Origin of the sequence: Shimwellia pseudoproteus (assembly GCF_016415625.1) — a bacterium.
GTDB lineage: Bacteria > Pseudomonadota > Gammaproteobacteria > Enterobacterales > Enterobacteriaceae > Shimwellia > Shimwellia pseudoproteus.
The window spans coordinates 107,342-122,781 of the sequence record NZ_WBXP01000007.1 but is presented as its reverse complement, the minus strand read 5'-3'; the positions used below and the strand labels follow the sequence as shown (position 1 = coordinate 122,781).

At 58.6% G+C, this 15,440-nt stretch carries 14 protein-coding genes and 1 pseudogene; 4 read left to right on the top strand and 11 right to left on the bottom strand.

Going from position 1 to position 15,440, the window contains the following annotated elements:
* Positions 1–170 precede the first annotated feature (170 nt).
* Genes fdhE through fdnG form a run of 4 tightly spaced genes read right to left on the bottom strand, consistent with a single transcriptional unit; the run spans position 171 to position 5,694 of the window.
* A complete protein-coding gene (fdhE, locus tag F9C28_RS05235; protein ID WP_199014180.1) occupies positions 171–1,100 on the bottom strand; it encodes a formate dehydrogenase accessory protein FdhE in 930 nt (309 codons plus the stop codon).
* The gene (gene fdoI, locus F9C28_RS05230) at positions 1,097–1,732 is read right to left on the bottom strand and encodes a formate dehydrogenase cytochrome b556 subunit (protein ID WP_199014179.1); all 636 of its coding nucleotides are present in this window, start codon (positions 1,730–1,732) and stop codon (positions 1,097–1,099) included. The genes fdhE and fdoI overlap by 4 nt, the downstream gene beginning before the upstream one ends.
* A complete protein-coding gene (fdxH, locus tag F9C28_RS05225; RefSeq protein ID WP_199014178.1) occupies positions 1,729–2,631 on the bottom strand; it encodes a formate dehydrogenase subunit beta in 903 nt (300 codons plus the stop codon). Before fdxH ends, fdoI begins: the two co-directional genes overlap by 4 nt.
* 12 nt (positions 2,632–2,643) lie before the next feature.
* On the bottom strand, positions 2,644–5,694 hold the full coding sequence (fdnG, locus tag F9C28_RS05220; RefSeq protein WP_199014177.1) for a formate dehydrogenase-N subunit alpha: 3,051 nt from the start codon (positions 5,692–5,694) through the stop codon (positions 2,644–2,646).
* Positions 5,695–5,956: 262 nt separating this feature from the next.
* Here fdnG and fdhD point away from each other — a divergent pair, with 262 nt between their 5' ends.
* Positions 5,957–6,787 carry a formate dehydrogenase accessory sulfurtransferase FdhD gene (gene fdhD / locus F9C28_RS05215; RefSeq protein ID WP_199014176.1) on the top strand — a complete coding sequence of 277 codons (831 nt, stop codon included), beginning with the start codon at positions 5,957–5,959 and terminating at the stop codon, positions 6,785–6,787.
* A gap of 303 nt (positions 6,788–7,090) precedes the next feature.
* On the top strand, positions 7,091–7,303 hold the full coding sequence (locus tag F9C28_RS05210) for a YdgH/BhsA/McbA-like domain containing protein (protein ID WP_199014175.1): 213 nt from the start codon (positions 7,091–7,093) through the stop codon (positions 7,301–7,303).
* Between the two features lie 69 nt (positions 7,304–7,372).
* On the opposite strand, the gene F9C28_RS05205 is transcribed toward F9C28_RS05210, so the two are convergent.
* Both F9C28_RS05205 and F9C28_RS05200 read right to left on the bottom strand, forming a co-directional pair.
* A complete protein-coding gene (locus F9C28_RS05205) occupies positions 7,373–7,696 on the bottom strand; it encodes an AzlD domain-containing protein (RefSeq protein ID WP_199014174.1) in 324 nt (107 codons plus the stop codon).
* Positions 7,696–8,349 carry an AzlC family ABC transporter permease gene (locus F9C28_RS05200; protein ID WP_199014173.1) on the bottom strand — a complete coding sequence of 218 codons (654 nt, stop codon included), beginning with the start codon at positions 8,347–8,349 and terminating at the stop codon, positions 7,696–7,698. The genes F9C28_RS05205 and F9C28_RS05200 overlap by 1 nt, the downstream gene beginning before the upstream one ends.
* Before the next feature lie 136 nt (positions 8,350–8,485).
* Here F9C28_RS05200 and F9C28_RS05195 point away from each other — a divergent pair.
* Positions 8,486–9,033, top strand: a pseudogene (locus F9C28_RS05195) (helix-turn-helix domain-containing protein).
* Between the two features lie 48 nt (positions 9,034–9,081).
* Here F9C28_RS05195 and rhaM read toward each other — a convergent pair.
* The 5 genes from rhaM to rhaB are packed head-to-tail and all read right to left on the bottom strand — an operon-like array spanning position 9,082 to position 14,202.
* Positions 9,082–9,411, bottom strand: coding sequence for an L-rhamnose mutarotase (gene rhaM, locus F9C28_RS05190; RefSeq protein ID WP_332909402.1), 330 nt, complete (start codon positions 9,409–9,411; stop codon positions 9,082–9,084).
* Positions 9,408–10,556 carry a lactaldehyde reductase gene (gene fucO / locus F9C28_RS05185; protein WP_199014172.1) on the bottom strand — a complete coding sequence of 383 codons (1,149 nt, stop codon included), beginning with the start codon at positions 10,554–10,556 and terminating at the stop codon, positions 9,408–9,410. Before fucO ends, rhaM begins: the two co-directional genes overlap by 4 nt.
* A 36-nt stretch (positions 10,557–10,592) precedes the next feature.
* Positions 10,593–11,417, bottom strand: coding sequence for a rhamnulose-1-phosphate aldolase (gene rhaD, locus F9C28_RS05180; protein ID WP_199014171.1), 825 nt, complete (start codon positions 11,415–11,417; stop codon positions 10,593–10,595).
* 59 nt (positions 11,418–11,476) lie between these two features.
* Entirely contained in the window at positions 11,477–12,736 is a 1,260-nt protein-coding gene (locus tag F9C28_RS05175; protein ID WP_199014170.1) for an L-rhamnose isomerase, read from the bottom strand.
* The gene (gene rhaB / locus F9C28_RS05170; protein WP_199014169.1) at positions 12,733–14,202 is read right to left on the bottom strand and encodes a rhamnulokinase; all 1,470 of its coding nucleotides are present in this window, start codon (positions 14,200–14,202) and stop codon (positions 12,733–12,735) included. The genes F9C28_RS05175 and rhaB overlap by 4 nt, the downstream gene beginning before the upstream one ends.
* 310 nt (positions 14,203–14,512) lie before the next feature.
* On the opposite strand from rhaB, the gene rhaS reads away from it, so the two are divergent.
* Complete coding sequence (rhaS, locus tag F9C28_RS05165; protein ID WP_199014168.1) at positions 14,513–15,349, top strand: HTH-type transcriptional activator RhaS; 837 nt, start codon at positions 14,513–14,515, stop codon at positions 15,347–15,349.
* Positions 15,350–15,440 lie beyond the last annotated feature (91 nt).

The following is a 15,440-nucleotide window of genomic DNA, read 5'->3' as shown; positions in this document are numbered from 1 at the left end:
TATCGGCGAAGGTGAGTTGATGGCTCATGATGTCCCTCTGGGATGCGCTCCGGATGAATATGATGATCTCATATCAGGAACTTGTTCGCACCTTCCTTAGAAAAAGCGCAAAAAGAAGGGCGGCACAAGGCCGCCCGCTCTTAGAATGTCGCCGCGGATGCGGCAATGGCTTACTCCCCCTCGCCGGGGAACAGGAAAGGATTGATGGAACTGCGGGCAAAGCCCTCTTGCTCCATGCGGGCATCCAGCACCAGGCTGGCCAGATCGTCCGCCACCGCTTCGACACCCGGATCTTTCTCCTGATAGAGAATTTTCAGGTAGGTGCCGCAGTCGCCGCAGCTCTCTGCTTTGACGGCGGACTGCTCGCTGTCCAGTGACCAGTAGTGCAGATCCCGGGTTTGCTCGCAGTTACTGCATTTCACCCGCACCATATGCCATTCGGTTTCGCACAGGTTGCAGTGCAAATAGCGCAGCCCCTGGCTGGTGCCGATTTGCACGATGCTGGAGACCGGCATACTGCCGCATACCGGGCAGAACTGGCGGTGTTCGCCGTATTCGGCCCGGGCTTTTCCCGGGATAAGGCTGGCCATCTGTGCCCAGTACAGGGACAGGGCCGCCCAGATAAACGGGGCTTTGTCGCTGCTCACCTTACCGAACGCAGAAGCAAACAGCGCGCTGGCCATCTCTTCCAGCTCCTGGGCGGAGGCTTTTTCGAGGTTTTCGATAACCGTCAGCGCCTGGCCGCTCATTTCCGGTTTCAGCTCGGCAATCAGCGAATGCAGCAGCTTATGCCAGTGGGTATCCCGGGGCAGGGTATGAATGTCCAGCGGCGGTTTATCCCCGGCGGCGGCCTCGGCAATTCGCGCCGTGAGGTCAATTTTCAGCGGGTGATCGTAAAGTACCACTTCCTGGGCATGGGCAATCAGCGCGGCAAAGCGCAGATAATCCCCCAGCGGGTTGCTGGCGGCCAGCTCACGCAGGCGCTCAGCCCGGCGGTGGTAAAGGTGTTTCAGTCCGGGGAATAACAACGGCGGAATCATCTCCGCCGTGCGTTTGTCGCTCTTCTCCAACTGATCTTGCGGGATAATGCGAATACTCATTCAGATGACTTTTCCTGTTTCTGGCGGACTTCCCGGTACCAGCGCGGGTGGTGCTTTTTGGCCCACGCCGTCGGTACCCAGCCTTCCACCATCGCGGTAATGGTGCCTTTAACCCAAAGGGCGGCGTAAATATGCACCATGATAACCACAATCAGCGCCACTGCGGCAAATGAATGCAGCATCAGTGCGAATCGGATCACCGGGATTGAGAAAGCAGGGGCAAAGTAGGGGCGCCAGATAATCACGCCGCTAACCAGCAACAACACCAGCAAGATTATCGCTGCCCAGAAGACACACTTCTGGCCAAAGTTATACCTGCCGGTATCACCCACTTCCTCGTTAACGATGATCTTACTAATATTCTTCGCCCAAAAGATATCATCCCTGGTGATTAGGTTATGGTGCCAGTAGCGGAAGAACATGATGATAAAAGAGGCAAACATCACCACCCCGGCAAAGGGGTGCAGGATGCGCGCCAGTTGCGGGGTGCCGAAAATTTGCATTAGCCAGTTAAAGGACGGGAAGAAAAACCCCAGCCCGCTTACCGCCGCCAGGATAAAGCAGAAGGCGGTGATCCAGTGGTTGATGCGTTCCGGCGCCGTATAGCGCACGATGGTGTCACGTTTTCTCATTTGCGCACCTCGTCTTTTTCTTCATGGAGGTTGTCTTCTTCTTCGTCTGCGCGGTTCGGGCCGACACCTACATAGTGGAAGACACTGGCGGCGAAGGTTGCCGCAAACCCAATGGCGGCCAGCGGTTTCCATACCCCCTTCCAGAACTTCACGGTGGCGCTGATTTCCGGGTTCTCCGGCAGGCCGTGGTACAGGTTCGGCTTGTCCGCATGGTGCAGCACGTACATCACGTGGGTGCCGCCCACCCCCGCCGGATCGTACAGACCCGCGTTCTCATAACCCCGGGTTTTCAGCTCGCTAACCCGCTCCCCGGCCAGAGTTTTCATCGCCGCTTTGGTGCCAAAGTGGATGGCCCCGGTCGGGCAGGTTTTAACACAGGCCGGTTCCTGGCCGACGGTAACCCGGTCTACGCACAGGGTGCATTTGTAGACCCGGTTGTCCTCCGGGTTGAGGCGCGGGACGTCGAACGGGCAACCGGCGATGCAATAACCACAGCCGATGCACTGCTCAGACTGAAAATCGACGATGCCGTTGGCGTACTGAATGATGGCCCCTTCCGACGGGCACGCCTTCAGGCAGCCCGGGTCAGCGCAGTGCATACAGCCGTCTTTACGGATAAGCCATTCCAGCTTGTCGTTCTGTTCCACTTCTGAAAAGCGCATCACGGTCCATGACTTGGCGGTTAAGTCCGCCGGGTTGTCATACACCCCGACGTTGTTCCCCACGTCATCACGGATGTCGTTCCACTCCGAGCAGGCCACCTGACAGGCTTTACAGCCAATGCAGGTGGTCACGTCGATAAGTTTCGCCACCTCTTCCTGATGATCCCGCGCACGGGGCGCGGGCGTGAAGCCGTTAGTGGCGGAACGGCGGATAATATCCTGAGATTGATAAGCCATAATTCGCCTCCGTTACGCCTTTTCCACATTCACCAGGAACGCCTTAAACTCCGGCGTTTGGGTGTTCGCATCACCGACAAACGGTGTCAGGGTGTTGGCAATAAAGCCTTTTTTCGCCACCCCCTGGTAACCCCAGTGAATCGGAATACCGATGGTATCCACCTGCTGGCCGTGGACGTTCAGGGTACGAATACGCTTGGTCACCACCGCCTTAGCTTTAATATAGCCGCGGTTGGAGGAGACTTTTACCGTATCCCCGTGGGCTATCCCCAGCTTGCCTGCCAGTTTCTCGCCGATTTCCACAAACTGCTCTGGCTGGGCAATGGCGTTGAGCAACGCGTGCTTGGTCCAGTAGTGGAAGTGCTCGGTGAGACGATAGGTGGTGCCAACATACGGGAATTTATCCGCTTTCCCCATGGCCTCCAGGTCGTCTTTAAACACCCTGGCCGCCGGGTTAGAGACCACATTCGGGTGCAGCGGGTTCGTCCCCAGCGGTGTTTCAAACGGCTCGTAGTGTTCCGGGAACGGCCCTTCCGCCATCTTGTCGAGGGCGAACAGGCGGCCCATCCCTTCCGGCTGCATAATAAACGGCCCCACATTGCTGCCGGGTGCGGCAGTACTGTAGTCCGGTATATCCACGCCGCCCCACTTGGCACCGTCCCATTTCAGCAACTGGCGCTGCGGGTCCCACGGGTTACCCTGGGGGTCTGCAGAGGCGCGGTTATACAGAATGCGGCGGTTAAGCGGCCAGGCCCAGGCCCACCCCAGGGTGTTCCCCAGGCCAGACGGGTCGGCGTTATCGCGGCGGGCCATCTGGTTACCGTCCGGGGTCCAGCTACCGGCGAAGATCCAGCAACCGCTGGCGGTGGTTCCGTCATCGCGCAGATGGGCAAAGGTGCTGAGCTGCTGGCCTTTTTTCGCCAGTACCGCACCGGTGGCCGGGTCGATAATATCCGCCAGCGCCTTGCCGTTGCTCTCCTGGGCCACTTCTTCCGGGCTTGGGGCTTCCGGGGTGCTGTAGTGCCAGGTCATATTGAGCACCTGTTCCGGGCAGGCACCGCCTTCAGCGGCGTACATTTTCTTCAGCCGCAGGAACAGGCCCGCCAGAATCTCCCCGTCGCTCAGGGCATCCCCCGGGGCGTCTGCGCCTTTCCAGTGCCACTGTAGCCAGCGGCCGGAGTTAACGATGGAGCCGTCTTCTTCCGCAAAGCAGGTGGAGGGCAGGCGGAACACCTCGGTTTGAATGGTGCTGGGATCAACGTCGTTTTGCTCACCGTGGTTCTGCCAGAAGGTGGAAGTCTCGGTGTTTAGCGGATCGATGGTGACGAGGAATTTCAGCTTCGACAGTGAAGCAATCACCTTGTTTTTGTTCGGGAACGACGCCACCGGGTTAAAGCCCTGGCAAAGGTAGCCGTTGACTTTGCCCTGGTGCATCATCTCGAAGTATTGCAGCACATCGTAGCCTTTGTCCCACTTCGGCAACCAGTCAAAGCCCCAGCTGTTGTCTGCGGTGGCCTTATCCCCGAAGAACGCTTTCATCATCGAGACAAAAAATTTCGGGTAGTTGCCCCAGTAGTTCACCTGGCCTTCCAGCAGCGGTTTTGGCGTGTTGGCGGCAAGGTAGGTTTGCAGGTCGGCCTGTTTTTCACTGGGCAGCGTCATATAACCCGGCAGGCTCTGGGAGAGCAGGCCCAGGTCCGTCAGCCCCTGAATATTCGAGTGGCCGCGCAGGGCGTTAACCCCGCCGCCCGCCATCCCCATATTGCCCAGCAGTAGCTGGATCATTGCCATGGTGCGGATGTTTTGCGCCCCAATGGAGTGCTGGGTCCAGCCCAGGGCATACAGGAACGAGGTGGTTTTATCTTTGGCGCTGGTTTCCGCCAGCAATTCACAGACTTTAAGGAAGTCCGCTTTCGGGGTGCCGCAGATATTTTCCACCACCTCAGGCGTGTAGCGGGAGACGTGGGTTTTCAGCAGGTTCCAGACACAGCGCGGGTGGGTCAGGGTGGTGTCGCGTTTGGCGTGGCCGTTTTCGTCCAGCTCGTAGTTCCAGCTGGTTTTGTCATATTTCCGGTTGGCCGCGTCATAGCCGGTGAACAGCCCGTCCTCAAAGCCGTAATCTTCACGCACGATCAGGCTGGCGTTGGTATAGGCTTCGACATAGTCGCGCTGGACTTTTTCATTGGTCAGCAGGTACAGAATAACCCCTGACAGGAACGCAATGTCAGTACCGGAGCGGATCGGGGTATAGAAGTCGGCCACCGATGCGGTACGGGTAAAGCGCGGATCAATCACGATCAACTTGGCGCCGTTATGGATCTTGGCTTCCATGGCCCAGCGGAACCCTACCGGGTGTGCTTCCGCCGCGTTACCGCCCATGACCACGATCAGATTGGCGTTTTTAATATCTACCCAGTGGTTGGTCATCGCACCGCGACCAAATGTTGGAGCAAGACTTGCTACCGTTGGTCCGTGTCAGACACGCGCCTGGTTATCCACGGCTAACATGCCGAGGGCGCGGGAAAATTTCTGGGTTAAATAACCGGTTTCGTTACTGGATGCCGAGGCGCACAGCATCCCGGTGGAGAGCCAGCGGTTGACGGTGGTGCCTTGTTCATTGCGGGCAATGAAGTTGGCATCGCGATCGGCTTTCATCAGTTTGGCAATGCGGTCAAAGGCATCGTCCCAGCTGATATCTTGCCATTTGTCCGCGCCAGGGGCGCGATACTGCGGGGTCTTCAGCCGGCTTTCGGAGTGGATAAAATCCACCAGACCGGCCCCTTTCGGGCACAGCGCACCGCGGTTTACCGGGTGGTCCGGGTCCCCTTCGATATGGAAAATTGCGGCTTTTGCGTTTTTGGCGCCATCACCGAGGCTGTACATCAGTAAGCCACAGCCTACGGAACAGTATGTGCAGGTGTTTCGGGTTTCACGGGTGCGCAACAATTTATATTGCCGTGTCTCCGCCAGTGCAGTGGCTGGGGCAAACCCCAGCGCCGCGACTGTAGTCCCTGCCATACCGCCAGCGCAGATCTTAAAGAACTGTCTTCTGCTGACTTGCATGGATTGCTCCTTGTCTCGACATTTTTCACATTGCTTGCCCCTGCTGCGTCCTGACCTGACAGAAGGCTACCAGGCTCTTTCTGACGTGTCCTGAGATATCCTGATGTAGTCCCGGACGACACCATGAGGCGTTGTTCTGTTTTTCTTTGCACCGTAGAGTACAAAGGTTCAAAATCTGCTCAGAAACCCTCCATAACCGGAGGGAGTATGCTAACAGAATACCACAGGAGTATTGTGGCTGTTCTTATTTGGTTAATATAACGTGAAGAATGTATCTCTGAGTGAGCCTGAAAGTGCTCAAAATGTCACAGGCGCGCGGCGCTTCTCCCTCTGGAATAAGCAGGATCTGGTGCAACCCCACCAGGACTGGCTGGCAGAGGAGGTGCCCGTGGCGCTGGTTTACAACGGCATTTCCCATGTGGTGATGATGGCGTCGCCGAAAGATCTTGAGGCGTTTGCGCTGGGTTTTTCCCTTTCCGAAGGCATTATTCGCTCACCGGCAGAGATTTACGGTATGGAGGTGGTACCCACCTGCAATACGGGCCTGGAAGTGCAGATTGAGCTGTCCAGCCGCCGCTTTATGGCGCTGAAAGAACGCCGTCGGGCGTTAACGGGCCGTACCGGTTGCGGTATCTGCGGCGTGGAGCAACTGGATGATGTGGTGCGTCCAATCCCGGCATTACCGTTCACGCAGCAGTTTCCCCTCGCCCAGCTGGATAACGGCCTGAGCGCGCTGCGTGACTTCCAGCCGGTGGGTCAGTTAACCGGTTGTACCCATGTGGCGGTGTGGCTGGATGCGCAGGGCCAGGTGAGCGGGGGCCATGAAGATGTTGGCCGCCACGTGGCGCTGGATAAGTTACTGGGGCAGCGCAGCCAGGCACAGTGGCCCGCAGGGGCGGTGCTGGTCTCCAGCCGGGCCAGTTATGAAATGGTGCAGAAGGCCGCTATGTGTGGGGTCGAAATTCTGTTCGCTGTCTCTGCGGCGACATCGCTGGCGGTGGAGGTGGCCCAGCGCTGTAACCTGACGCTGGTGGGATTTTGTCGGCCAGGTCGGGCGATGGTGTATACCCATCCTCAGCGGCTGATCGCTTAATTATCTATTGCGCAACCTCCCCCCGCAGACAAAAAGCACGTTTAATCCGCTTTGCCACCATTGATCGTTTCGTGTCATTGGTGGCTTTTTAGTTTGTTATGCTGATAATTACGCTGGTTTATGGCTTTTTATTTCAAACTGTAACATTTGTGTGGTTATTGATCGGAATAAAATCTCTCATTCAATTTATTTGATTATGTAAAGCAAACTATTCCACTATTATTGAATGTGATCTGGATCTACTATTTATCTCATCAAAGGCACGGCGCCTTTCTCCGAACAGATAAACACAGGATACAGACCATGAAAACTATCAAAACTTTTGTTGCTGCTATCGCGCTTACCGCTGCTTTTGGTGCTTTCGCTGGCCAGAGCGTTACCGCAACCGCCTCTACCCTTGACGGCGCAGAAGCAAAAATCGCCGCTAAAGCCGAAGCCGCTGGTGCATCTTCTTATCGCATTACCGAAGCTTACACCGGTAACCAGGTACATATGACGGCTGAACTGACCAAATAAGTCCGCATCATCTGCGAAAAAAGCGCCTCAGGGCGCTTTTTTTATGGGTGGCGCACATCGCTACCCTGTTTAGTGGATCCCCGCCAGGCGCAGCAGCGCTGTGACAACGGCAGCGGTAACAATCACCACAATCAGCGGCATTTTGCGCCAGGCTAAAAACAGCGCCACCGCCACCCCGGACACCCGGGCGGCCCCGGCAAAATGTCCCCCTTCGTACAGCGCCGTAGACAGCGCTACCGCAAACAACAGTGTGGTGGCGGCATCGGCTAACAGCGCCTGCGAACGGGCAGAGAGCGCCAGCTTACTGCCCAGCATTGCCCCGCCAAAGCGCATCAAATAGGTGCCTGCCCCCAGTACCGCAATACCGATCAGAATTAATCCACTACTGGCCATTATTTTTTCCTCAGCCCTAAACCGAACAGCGACACCAGCACCGGCAGCCCAACCGGCAGCAGAGGCACCGCCGCCAGGGTTAGCGCAGCGCCGCCTGCGGCGCGCACGCGGGTGGTTTTATTGCGCAACGCGGGTAACACCAGCGCCAGCAGGATAGCCGGGAACACCGCATCCAGGCCGATGGCCTCCGGCGACGGCAGCATTCTGCCGATTTCGCTCCCCAGCACCGCCCCCAGGGGCCAGCAAATGGCTACCCCGAGGCCGCATAACCAGTAGGCCGCTTTACGCCGCTCTGCTGTTGCCTGGGCCAGCCCGAAGACCACGCTTTCATCGTTCATAATATGGCAGCCCAGCAGGCCGGTCGCGCCCTTGCCGACCAGCTCACGTACCGTGACCCCAAAAGGGATATGGCGGGCATTGACCAGCAGGCCAGCCGCCAGGGGATGGCCGCCGCTGGCGACAATGCCGATAAACATAAACTCTGAGGCCCCCGCGAGGACACAGACAGACAGCATAAACGGCACCCAGAGCGGGAAGCCGTAAGCCGCCGCCAGGGAACCATAAGAGGCGCCAGTGATGGCAATGGCCAGGCAGACCAGGGCAATGGCTTTTACCGTGGTGCTGCTTAAAGATGAAAACCGGGAAGTGGGCATAATAGTTTCGCCATATCGAACGATGTTCCATTATAATGAACATAGTTGAACTGATTATCAAGATGAACGTATCGTTCGTTATATCGAACACTCCATTGCATGAAAAATGTAGTGAACGGGACGTTCAGGAGACGTTATGGCACAGCCGATTGCCTTAATTGCCAAAAGTCTGGTGCGTGAGCGTACCCGGGCCGGATTATCCCTTGGTGAAGTCGCGCGCCGCGCGGGCATTGCTAAATCCACCCTGTCCCAGCTGGAAGGGGGCAACGGTAACCCGAGCCTCGAAACATTATGGTCACTGTGCGTGGCGCTGGATATCCCATTTGCGCGCCTGCTGGAGCCACAGCAGCCCACCACCCAGGTGATCCGCCGTGGTGAAGGCACCAAAGTCGTCGCCGGGCAGGCTAATTATGAAGCGATCCTGCTGGCGGCGTGCCCCCTGGGGCCCGGCGCGACGTGTATCTGCTGATCACCCAGCCCGGGGCGGACCGGATCTCAAAGCCGCACCCTGCCGGGTCCGTTGAGCATATTATCGTTACCCGCGGGCGGGCGCTGGTGGGCCTTATTGGGGCGCCGGAGGAACTGGGTGAAGGGGATTATATTTGTTATCCGGCAGACCAGACTCATATGTTTAAAGCCCTTGAGCCGGACACTTACGCGCTGCTGGTGGCAGAGCAGAACTAGCGGGGCCCTTCTCAGGCAGCGCAATCTGCTGCCTGAGAAGGCGCGGGTTTATGGCAGATAAAACACGTTCTGCAGCCCGGCGCTGACCGGGCTGTTGTCCGGGTTCGCCGGCATAATATCGCGCATATATTTCCACCAGCGCTGGCAGACCTCGGTCTGTGCCACCGCGTTCCAGCGCGCCTCGGACTCTATCTCTACTGTGGCAAATAGCAGGTGGCGTTCAGCATCGAGATAAATAGCATAGTGATGAGCACCGTGCTGTTTAAGTACCGCCTCCAGCTCTGGCCAAATCGGCGTATGACGCCGCTGATATTCTTGATGGGCATCCGGGTTCACCTGCATCACAAACGCTTTACGGAGTAATTTTTGCTGGCTCACAGCGCCTCCAGGTACAGGGCGCGCACCTCTTCACGGCTGGCGCTGCGCGGGTTACAGGGGGCGCACGGGTCGGCGAGGGCGTTATCCAGCCAGCCGTCGATATCCCCGGCGGTGATCCCAAGGCGGCTGAACCCCGCAGGAATGCCGACCCGGGCCGCAAGGGCGCGGATTGCCGCAATGGCGGCGTAGCTGGCCTGCTCATCATCCATCGCGGTGGTATCCACCCCCATCGCCCCGGCAATACGGGCAAAACGCGCCACGGCCCGGGGGCGGTTAAAGCTTGCAATCACCGGCAACAGGATAGCATTGCAGACCCCGTGGGCCAGGTTATGGGTGGCACCAGGCTGGTGGGCCAGGGCGTGCACCAGCCCCAGGCCCGCGCTGTTAAACGCCATGCCGGCGAGATACTGGCCACAGGCCATCATTTCCCTGGCCTCCAGGCACTGGCCGTTGTCCACCGCCTCGGGCAGCCAGCGGCTAATCAGGCGGATAGCTTCTAGGGCGCTGGGATCGGTGAGCGGGTGCGCCCCGAGGGAGACATACGCCTCAATGGCGTGGGTCAGGGCGTCCATGCCGGTGGCGGCGGTCACCGCCGGCGGGATGTTCAGCATCACGCTGGCATCGTCAACGGCAATATCGGGGATGATATGGCTGTCGATAATCACCTCTTTCACCCGGCGTTCGCTGTCGATTATCACCGCATTACTGGTCATTTCCGCGGCGGTACCGGCGGTGGTGTTAATTGCCACCAGCGGCACCCCGGGATGGGCCACCTTGCCCACCCCGGCATAGCGGGTGGACGGGGCCGGGTTGGCGGTGAGGATGTTAATGGCTTTGGCGGTATCAATCGGGCTGCCGCCGCCAAAGGCAATAATATAGTCGCAGTGGTTGTCCTGATACGCCAGGAAGCCTTGCTGTACCAGGGCTTCGGTGGGGTTCGGGAAGACGCCATCGAACAGGTGGTAGTCCATCTGGTGCCCGGCCAGGGCGCTGAACAGGCTGTCCAGCAGCCCCAGTTTCACCAGTTGGCCGTCGGTGACAATCAGGGCCTTGCCCCACTGTTTGCCGGAGACCAGTTTCACCATATCGCCGATAGCGCCCGCGCCGTGCAGGCTGATTTTGGGTAGGGCAAGGGTAAAGCTCATTGCATCGTTCCTTCTGTGAATGCCTGGGCTGTCTGATTACAGGGCCAGGGCCCCGGCCAGCGGGGTAACCCCGAAGCGGTCCGCCAGGGCGGCCAGTTGTTCCCGGGTGATGGTCTGCTTCATGCCGCCCATGGACAGCACTTTCACCAGGATTTCGGCGGATTTCTCGGCGGTATCAATCAGGCCAAAAGCCTCGTCCAGGGTTGGCCCGCTGCCGAATACTCCGTGGAACGGCCACAATACCAGGGCGTGGTTGTCCATCTCCCGGGCGGTGACCTGGCCGATATCATCGGTACCCGGTACCATCCACGGCAGAATGCCGACGCCGTCCGGGAAGACCACCAGGCATTCGGTACTGCCTTCCCACAACTTGCGGGTAATCAGGTTGGTGTCGTTTTCCAGCACATAGGTGAGGGCAATCAGGTTGGTGGCGTGGCAGTGCATGATAACCCGGTCGTTACCGCCGGTGGCCTTGATGCGCGCGCAGTGGGACAGAAAATGCGCCGGCAGTTCTGAGGTGGGAACCGCGTCCCCTTCCAGGCCCCACAGGATATGGTAACCGGCGCCGTCGCTGTCCACCTGCACTACGCCAATATTGGCGGCGGGCGCCAGCGCTACATTGCGAAAGAACTTACCAGAACCCGTGACCAGAAACGGGGTATTAGCCAGATCCGGCATGGGCTGGCTCAGCGGGATATAGCGCGGTTCGCGGTGGAAATCTGCCGTATACGGGGCGATGTCCGGCGGGTCAAGGCGCAGGGTCAGGTTACCGCCATTGCGCTCATCCCAGCCTTTTAACCAGGCATCAGAAGTGGCTTTGATCATCCCCTGGACAAACCAGGCATCGAGAATAGTGTGCATTGTCTTCATCCTGTTAAGCCGGGCGGGCGGCCCGGCGGTGTGGCGAGTGGTAATGGCTATCAGCCGCGCTGGCTGAGGATGGTTTGTTCATAGTGGCGTACGTTGCCAAGCCACTCGCTCCCGGCCGGGACATCGTGGCGCTGGCAGTACATTTCCCAGACCGCTTGCCACGGCAGGCATTTTTGCTCTTCCAGCAGGGCGAGGCGGGCGGTGTAGTCCCCGGAGGCTTCCAGTTTGCGCAACTGATCCGTTGGCTCCAGCAGGGCACGCAGCAGCGCTTTTTTCATATTGCGGGTGCCAATCACCCAGGCGGCAATGCGGTTGATTGAGGCATCGAAAAAGTCGAGGCCAATATGCACCCGGTCAAACAGGTCATGGCGCACGATCTCACTGGCGATGGCCTGGGTTTCGTCATCCAGCAGCACGACGTGGTCGCTGTCCCAGCGCACCGGGCGGCTGACGTGTAACAGCAGGCGCGGCACGTAAATCATGGCGGCGGAGATCTTGTCGGAAATGACCTCCGTAGGGTGGAAGTGGCCCGCATCCAGGCACAGGGCGGTCTGGCGGCTGGCGGCGTAACCCATATAGAACTCGTTCGAGCCCACGGTGTAGCTTTCCGCGCCGATACCGAACAATTTGCTCTCTACCGCATCAATGTGGTGTGCCGGGTTGAGCGGCTCACTGATAACCTCATCCAGGGCGGCCGCCAGGCGCTGGCGCGGGGCCAGGCGGTCGATGGTGACATCTTTCATGCCGTCCGGGATCCAGATATTCATCACCGACGGGGTGCCCAGTTGCTCACCGAAGTACGCCGATACCCGGCGGCTGGCTTTGCAATGGTCTATCCAGAACTGACGGATCTTCGGGTCCGCGTGGGACAGGGTAAAACCGTCCGCACTCAGGGGATGGGAAAAACAGGAGGGGTTAAAGTCCAGCCCCAGCTGATGTTTTTTGGCCCAGTCGACCCAGTTTTTAAAGTGTACGGGTTGGATCTTATCCCGGGAAACCGGGGTGTCAGACTCCAGATAAATAGCGTGCAGGTTGAGGCGCTTCGGCCCCGGGATCAGGCTCAGGGCTTGTTCAAGATCTGCCCGCAGCTCAGTGGCATTGCGCGCTTTGCCCGGATAGTTACCGGTGGCCTGGATACCGCCGGTTAGATTACCGTGCGGATTTTCAAAACCGGCGACATCGTCGCCCTGCCAGCAGTGCATCGAGACCGGCAGGCGATCCAGCTGTTGCAGGGCCTGTTCGGCATCGACACCGACGTCGGCGAAGCGTTTTTTGGCCAGTTGCCAGGCTTGTTCAAGTTGAGTGCTCATGCGCAAAGCTCCTTGGTTTGACGGTTCTGCGGAAACTGCGCAACAACGCGGGCAATTTCGCTATCAGGATCAGGGGAATAGGTGGTCAGACTGTGGTTGTGGCACACCACCCGGCGGAAGGCGTCAACATCCCGCAGTAAGTCCTGGGACATCAGTTGAATGCCAATATTGCCGAGGGTGGATGCCTCCACCGGGCCAGCCAGTACCGGGATGCCACAGGCATCGGCACAGAGCTGGTTGAGCAGCGCATTTTGGCTGCCGCCGCCAACAATATGCAGGCGGGTAAAAGGGTGGCCGCGCAGGGCGGCAAGCTCTTTCAGTACCCGGGCATACAGCAGTGCCAGGCTGTCGAAAATACAGCGCGCCAGTTCTGCTGCGCTGCGGGGAATCGGCTGATCTGCCTGTGCGCAGGCGGCCTGGATCTCCTGGCTCATATTGTCAGGGTTGATAAACCGATCGTCGTTAGGGTTGATGGTAAAGCGGCAGGCCGGGATCTGCCAGGCGCTATCAATCAGATCCGCAATGTCCGTTATCTGATGCTCGGCGATCACCCGCTGTAACAGCCACAGCCCCATAATATTTTTCAGCACCCGGTAACGCCCTTCGGCCCCGCCTTCGTTGGTGATATTGGCCGCCAGCGCCTGGGGACTGGTGTACGGGGTTTTGCTTTCAAACCCCATCAGCGACCAGGTACCGGAGGAGAGGTAAGCCGCGTGCGGGTCTGCCAGCGGGGCGGCAATCACCGCACTGGCGGTGTCGTGGGTGGCCACCGACACCACCGGAATACGGTTGTTCTGCGGGCAAATCCAGTAACCCACCACATTGCCCGGGTGGGTGGGGGGGCCTAACCAGCGGCGCGGTACACCGGCCCAGGCCAGCAGCTCCTCATCCCAGTTATCGGTATTGATATTCACGAGCTGGGTGGTGGTGGCATTGGTGTATTCCCAGTTCATCACCCCGGTCAGCCGGTAGCATAAATAGTCCGGCATCAGCAGGGCATGGGCGACCCGCTCCCGCAGGGCGGGCTGCTGCTCGCTGAAGGCGCGCAACTGGTACAGGGTGTTAAACGGCAGAAACTGGATACCGGTACGCTGGTAAATCCCCTGGCGGCCCAGGGCCTGACAGGCCCGGGCCATCACCCCATCGGTACGGCTGTCGCGGTAGGCGACCGGCAGGCCGACCCGCTCTCCGTGTTCATCCAGCAGCACCACGTCCACGCCCCAGGTATCAATACCGATACTGTCGATAAGGATGCCCTGATCGCAGACCCGGGTAAGCCCGAGGCGGATATCACGCTCCAGGCCGTCCACGTCCCAGGTGTCCTGGCCGTTGACCTGATGCAGGCCGTTAGGAAAGCGGTGAATTTCCCGCAGAGTAAGGTTGCCGGTGGTCGTCTCGTAACGGGCCAGCATTACGCGGCCGCTTGAGGCACCTAAATCAACAGCAACACAGTGGCGAACAGTCATGGGTGGCTCCTCCCGAAATCATTGCCTGCCAGTCTAGGGGCCAGGGCCGGGATTGACCTTCGTACTAATGACAGCCCCTAAACGGCGCTGGCAGGAAACCAAAGGTAAGCGTGAGCCGTTTCACAGATTGCTTTCGAAGGGGCCCATTGCCCCCTGATAACCCCGTGTGATAGCCGCCGCATTTCCCGATATTTCCGGTCACTTCTTGAAAAACGTGCAGTTTTTGCGCCCATTAGTGTCAAAACTTTAAGGCTGTAAGCCGGCGGCTTCTCTACTATCAGAGGACATTTCCGGTGGCGGGGTTATAGCGATGACACAGTTACATGGGTTTGATTTCTTCCCGGCGGGTGGCAGCAGTGTGGCGATAGAACCACGCCAGCCACAGGGCCAGTTCCCTGAGCATGATCATGACTTTTTTGAAATTGTGATTGTTGAACACGGTACCGGTACCCACATTTTCAACGGCCAGCCCTACACCCTGAGCGGGGGATCGGTCTGCTTTGTGCGCGATCACGACCGGCACCTGTATGAACATACTGACAATCTGTGTCTGATCAACGTGCTGTACCGCTCCCCGGATGGGTTTAGCTTCTTGTCCGGGCTGGAGAAACTGCTACCCCAGGAGCAGGATGGCTGTTATCCCTCTCACTGGCGTATTAGCCAGACTATTTTGCAGCAGGTACGCGCCCTGACCAGCCAACTGGCCCGGCAGGACCAGAACAGTGAGCTCCAGGGCGTTGCTAACCGCGAGCTGCTGTTTATGCAGTTGCTGCTGTTATTACGCCAGGGGAGCCTGGCAGATGACGTTACCGGGAGTGATGGCCGGCTGAACCAGCTGTTGAGCTGGCTGGAGGCGCACTTTGCGGAAGAGATTTGCTGGGACCATCTGGCGAGCCATTTCTCCCTGTCGTTACGTACCCTGCACCGCCAGTTAAAGCAGCGCACCGGGCTCACCCCGCAGCGCTTTCTTAACCGCCTGCGGTTGGGCAAGGCACACCACTTGTTGCGCCACAGCGAACAGAGCGTTACCGATATCGCGTTTCAGTGCGGGTTTGGCGACAGCAACCACTTTTCCACCCTGTTTAAGCGCGAGTTTAGCTGGTCCCCCCGGGATGTCCGCCAGGGGCGCGACAGCACGCTGCAATAGCGGGGCACTGGGTGATTCGCGAGGCAATTCACTGTTTTTTCGCCCGAAAAAGAAAATAATGACCGGCTCCTGATCCGGCAGCGCTGCGGCA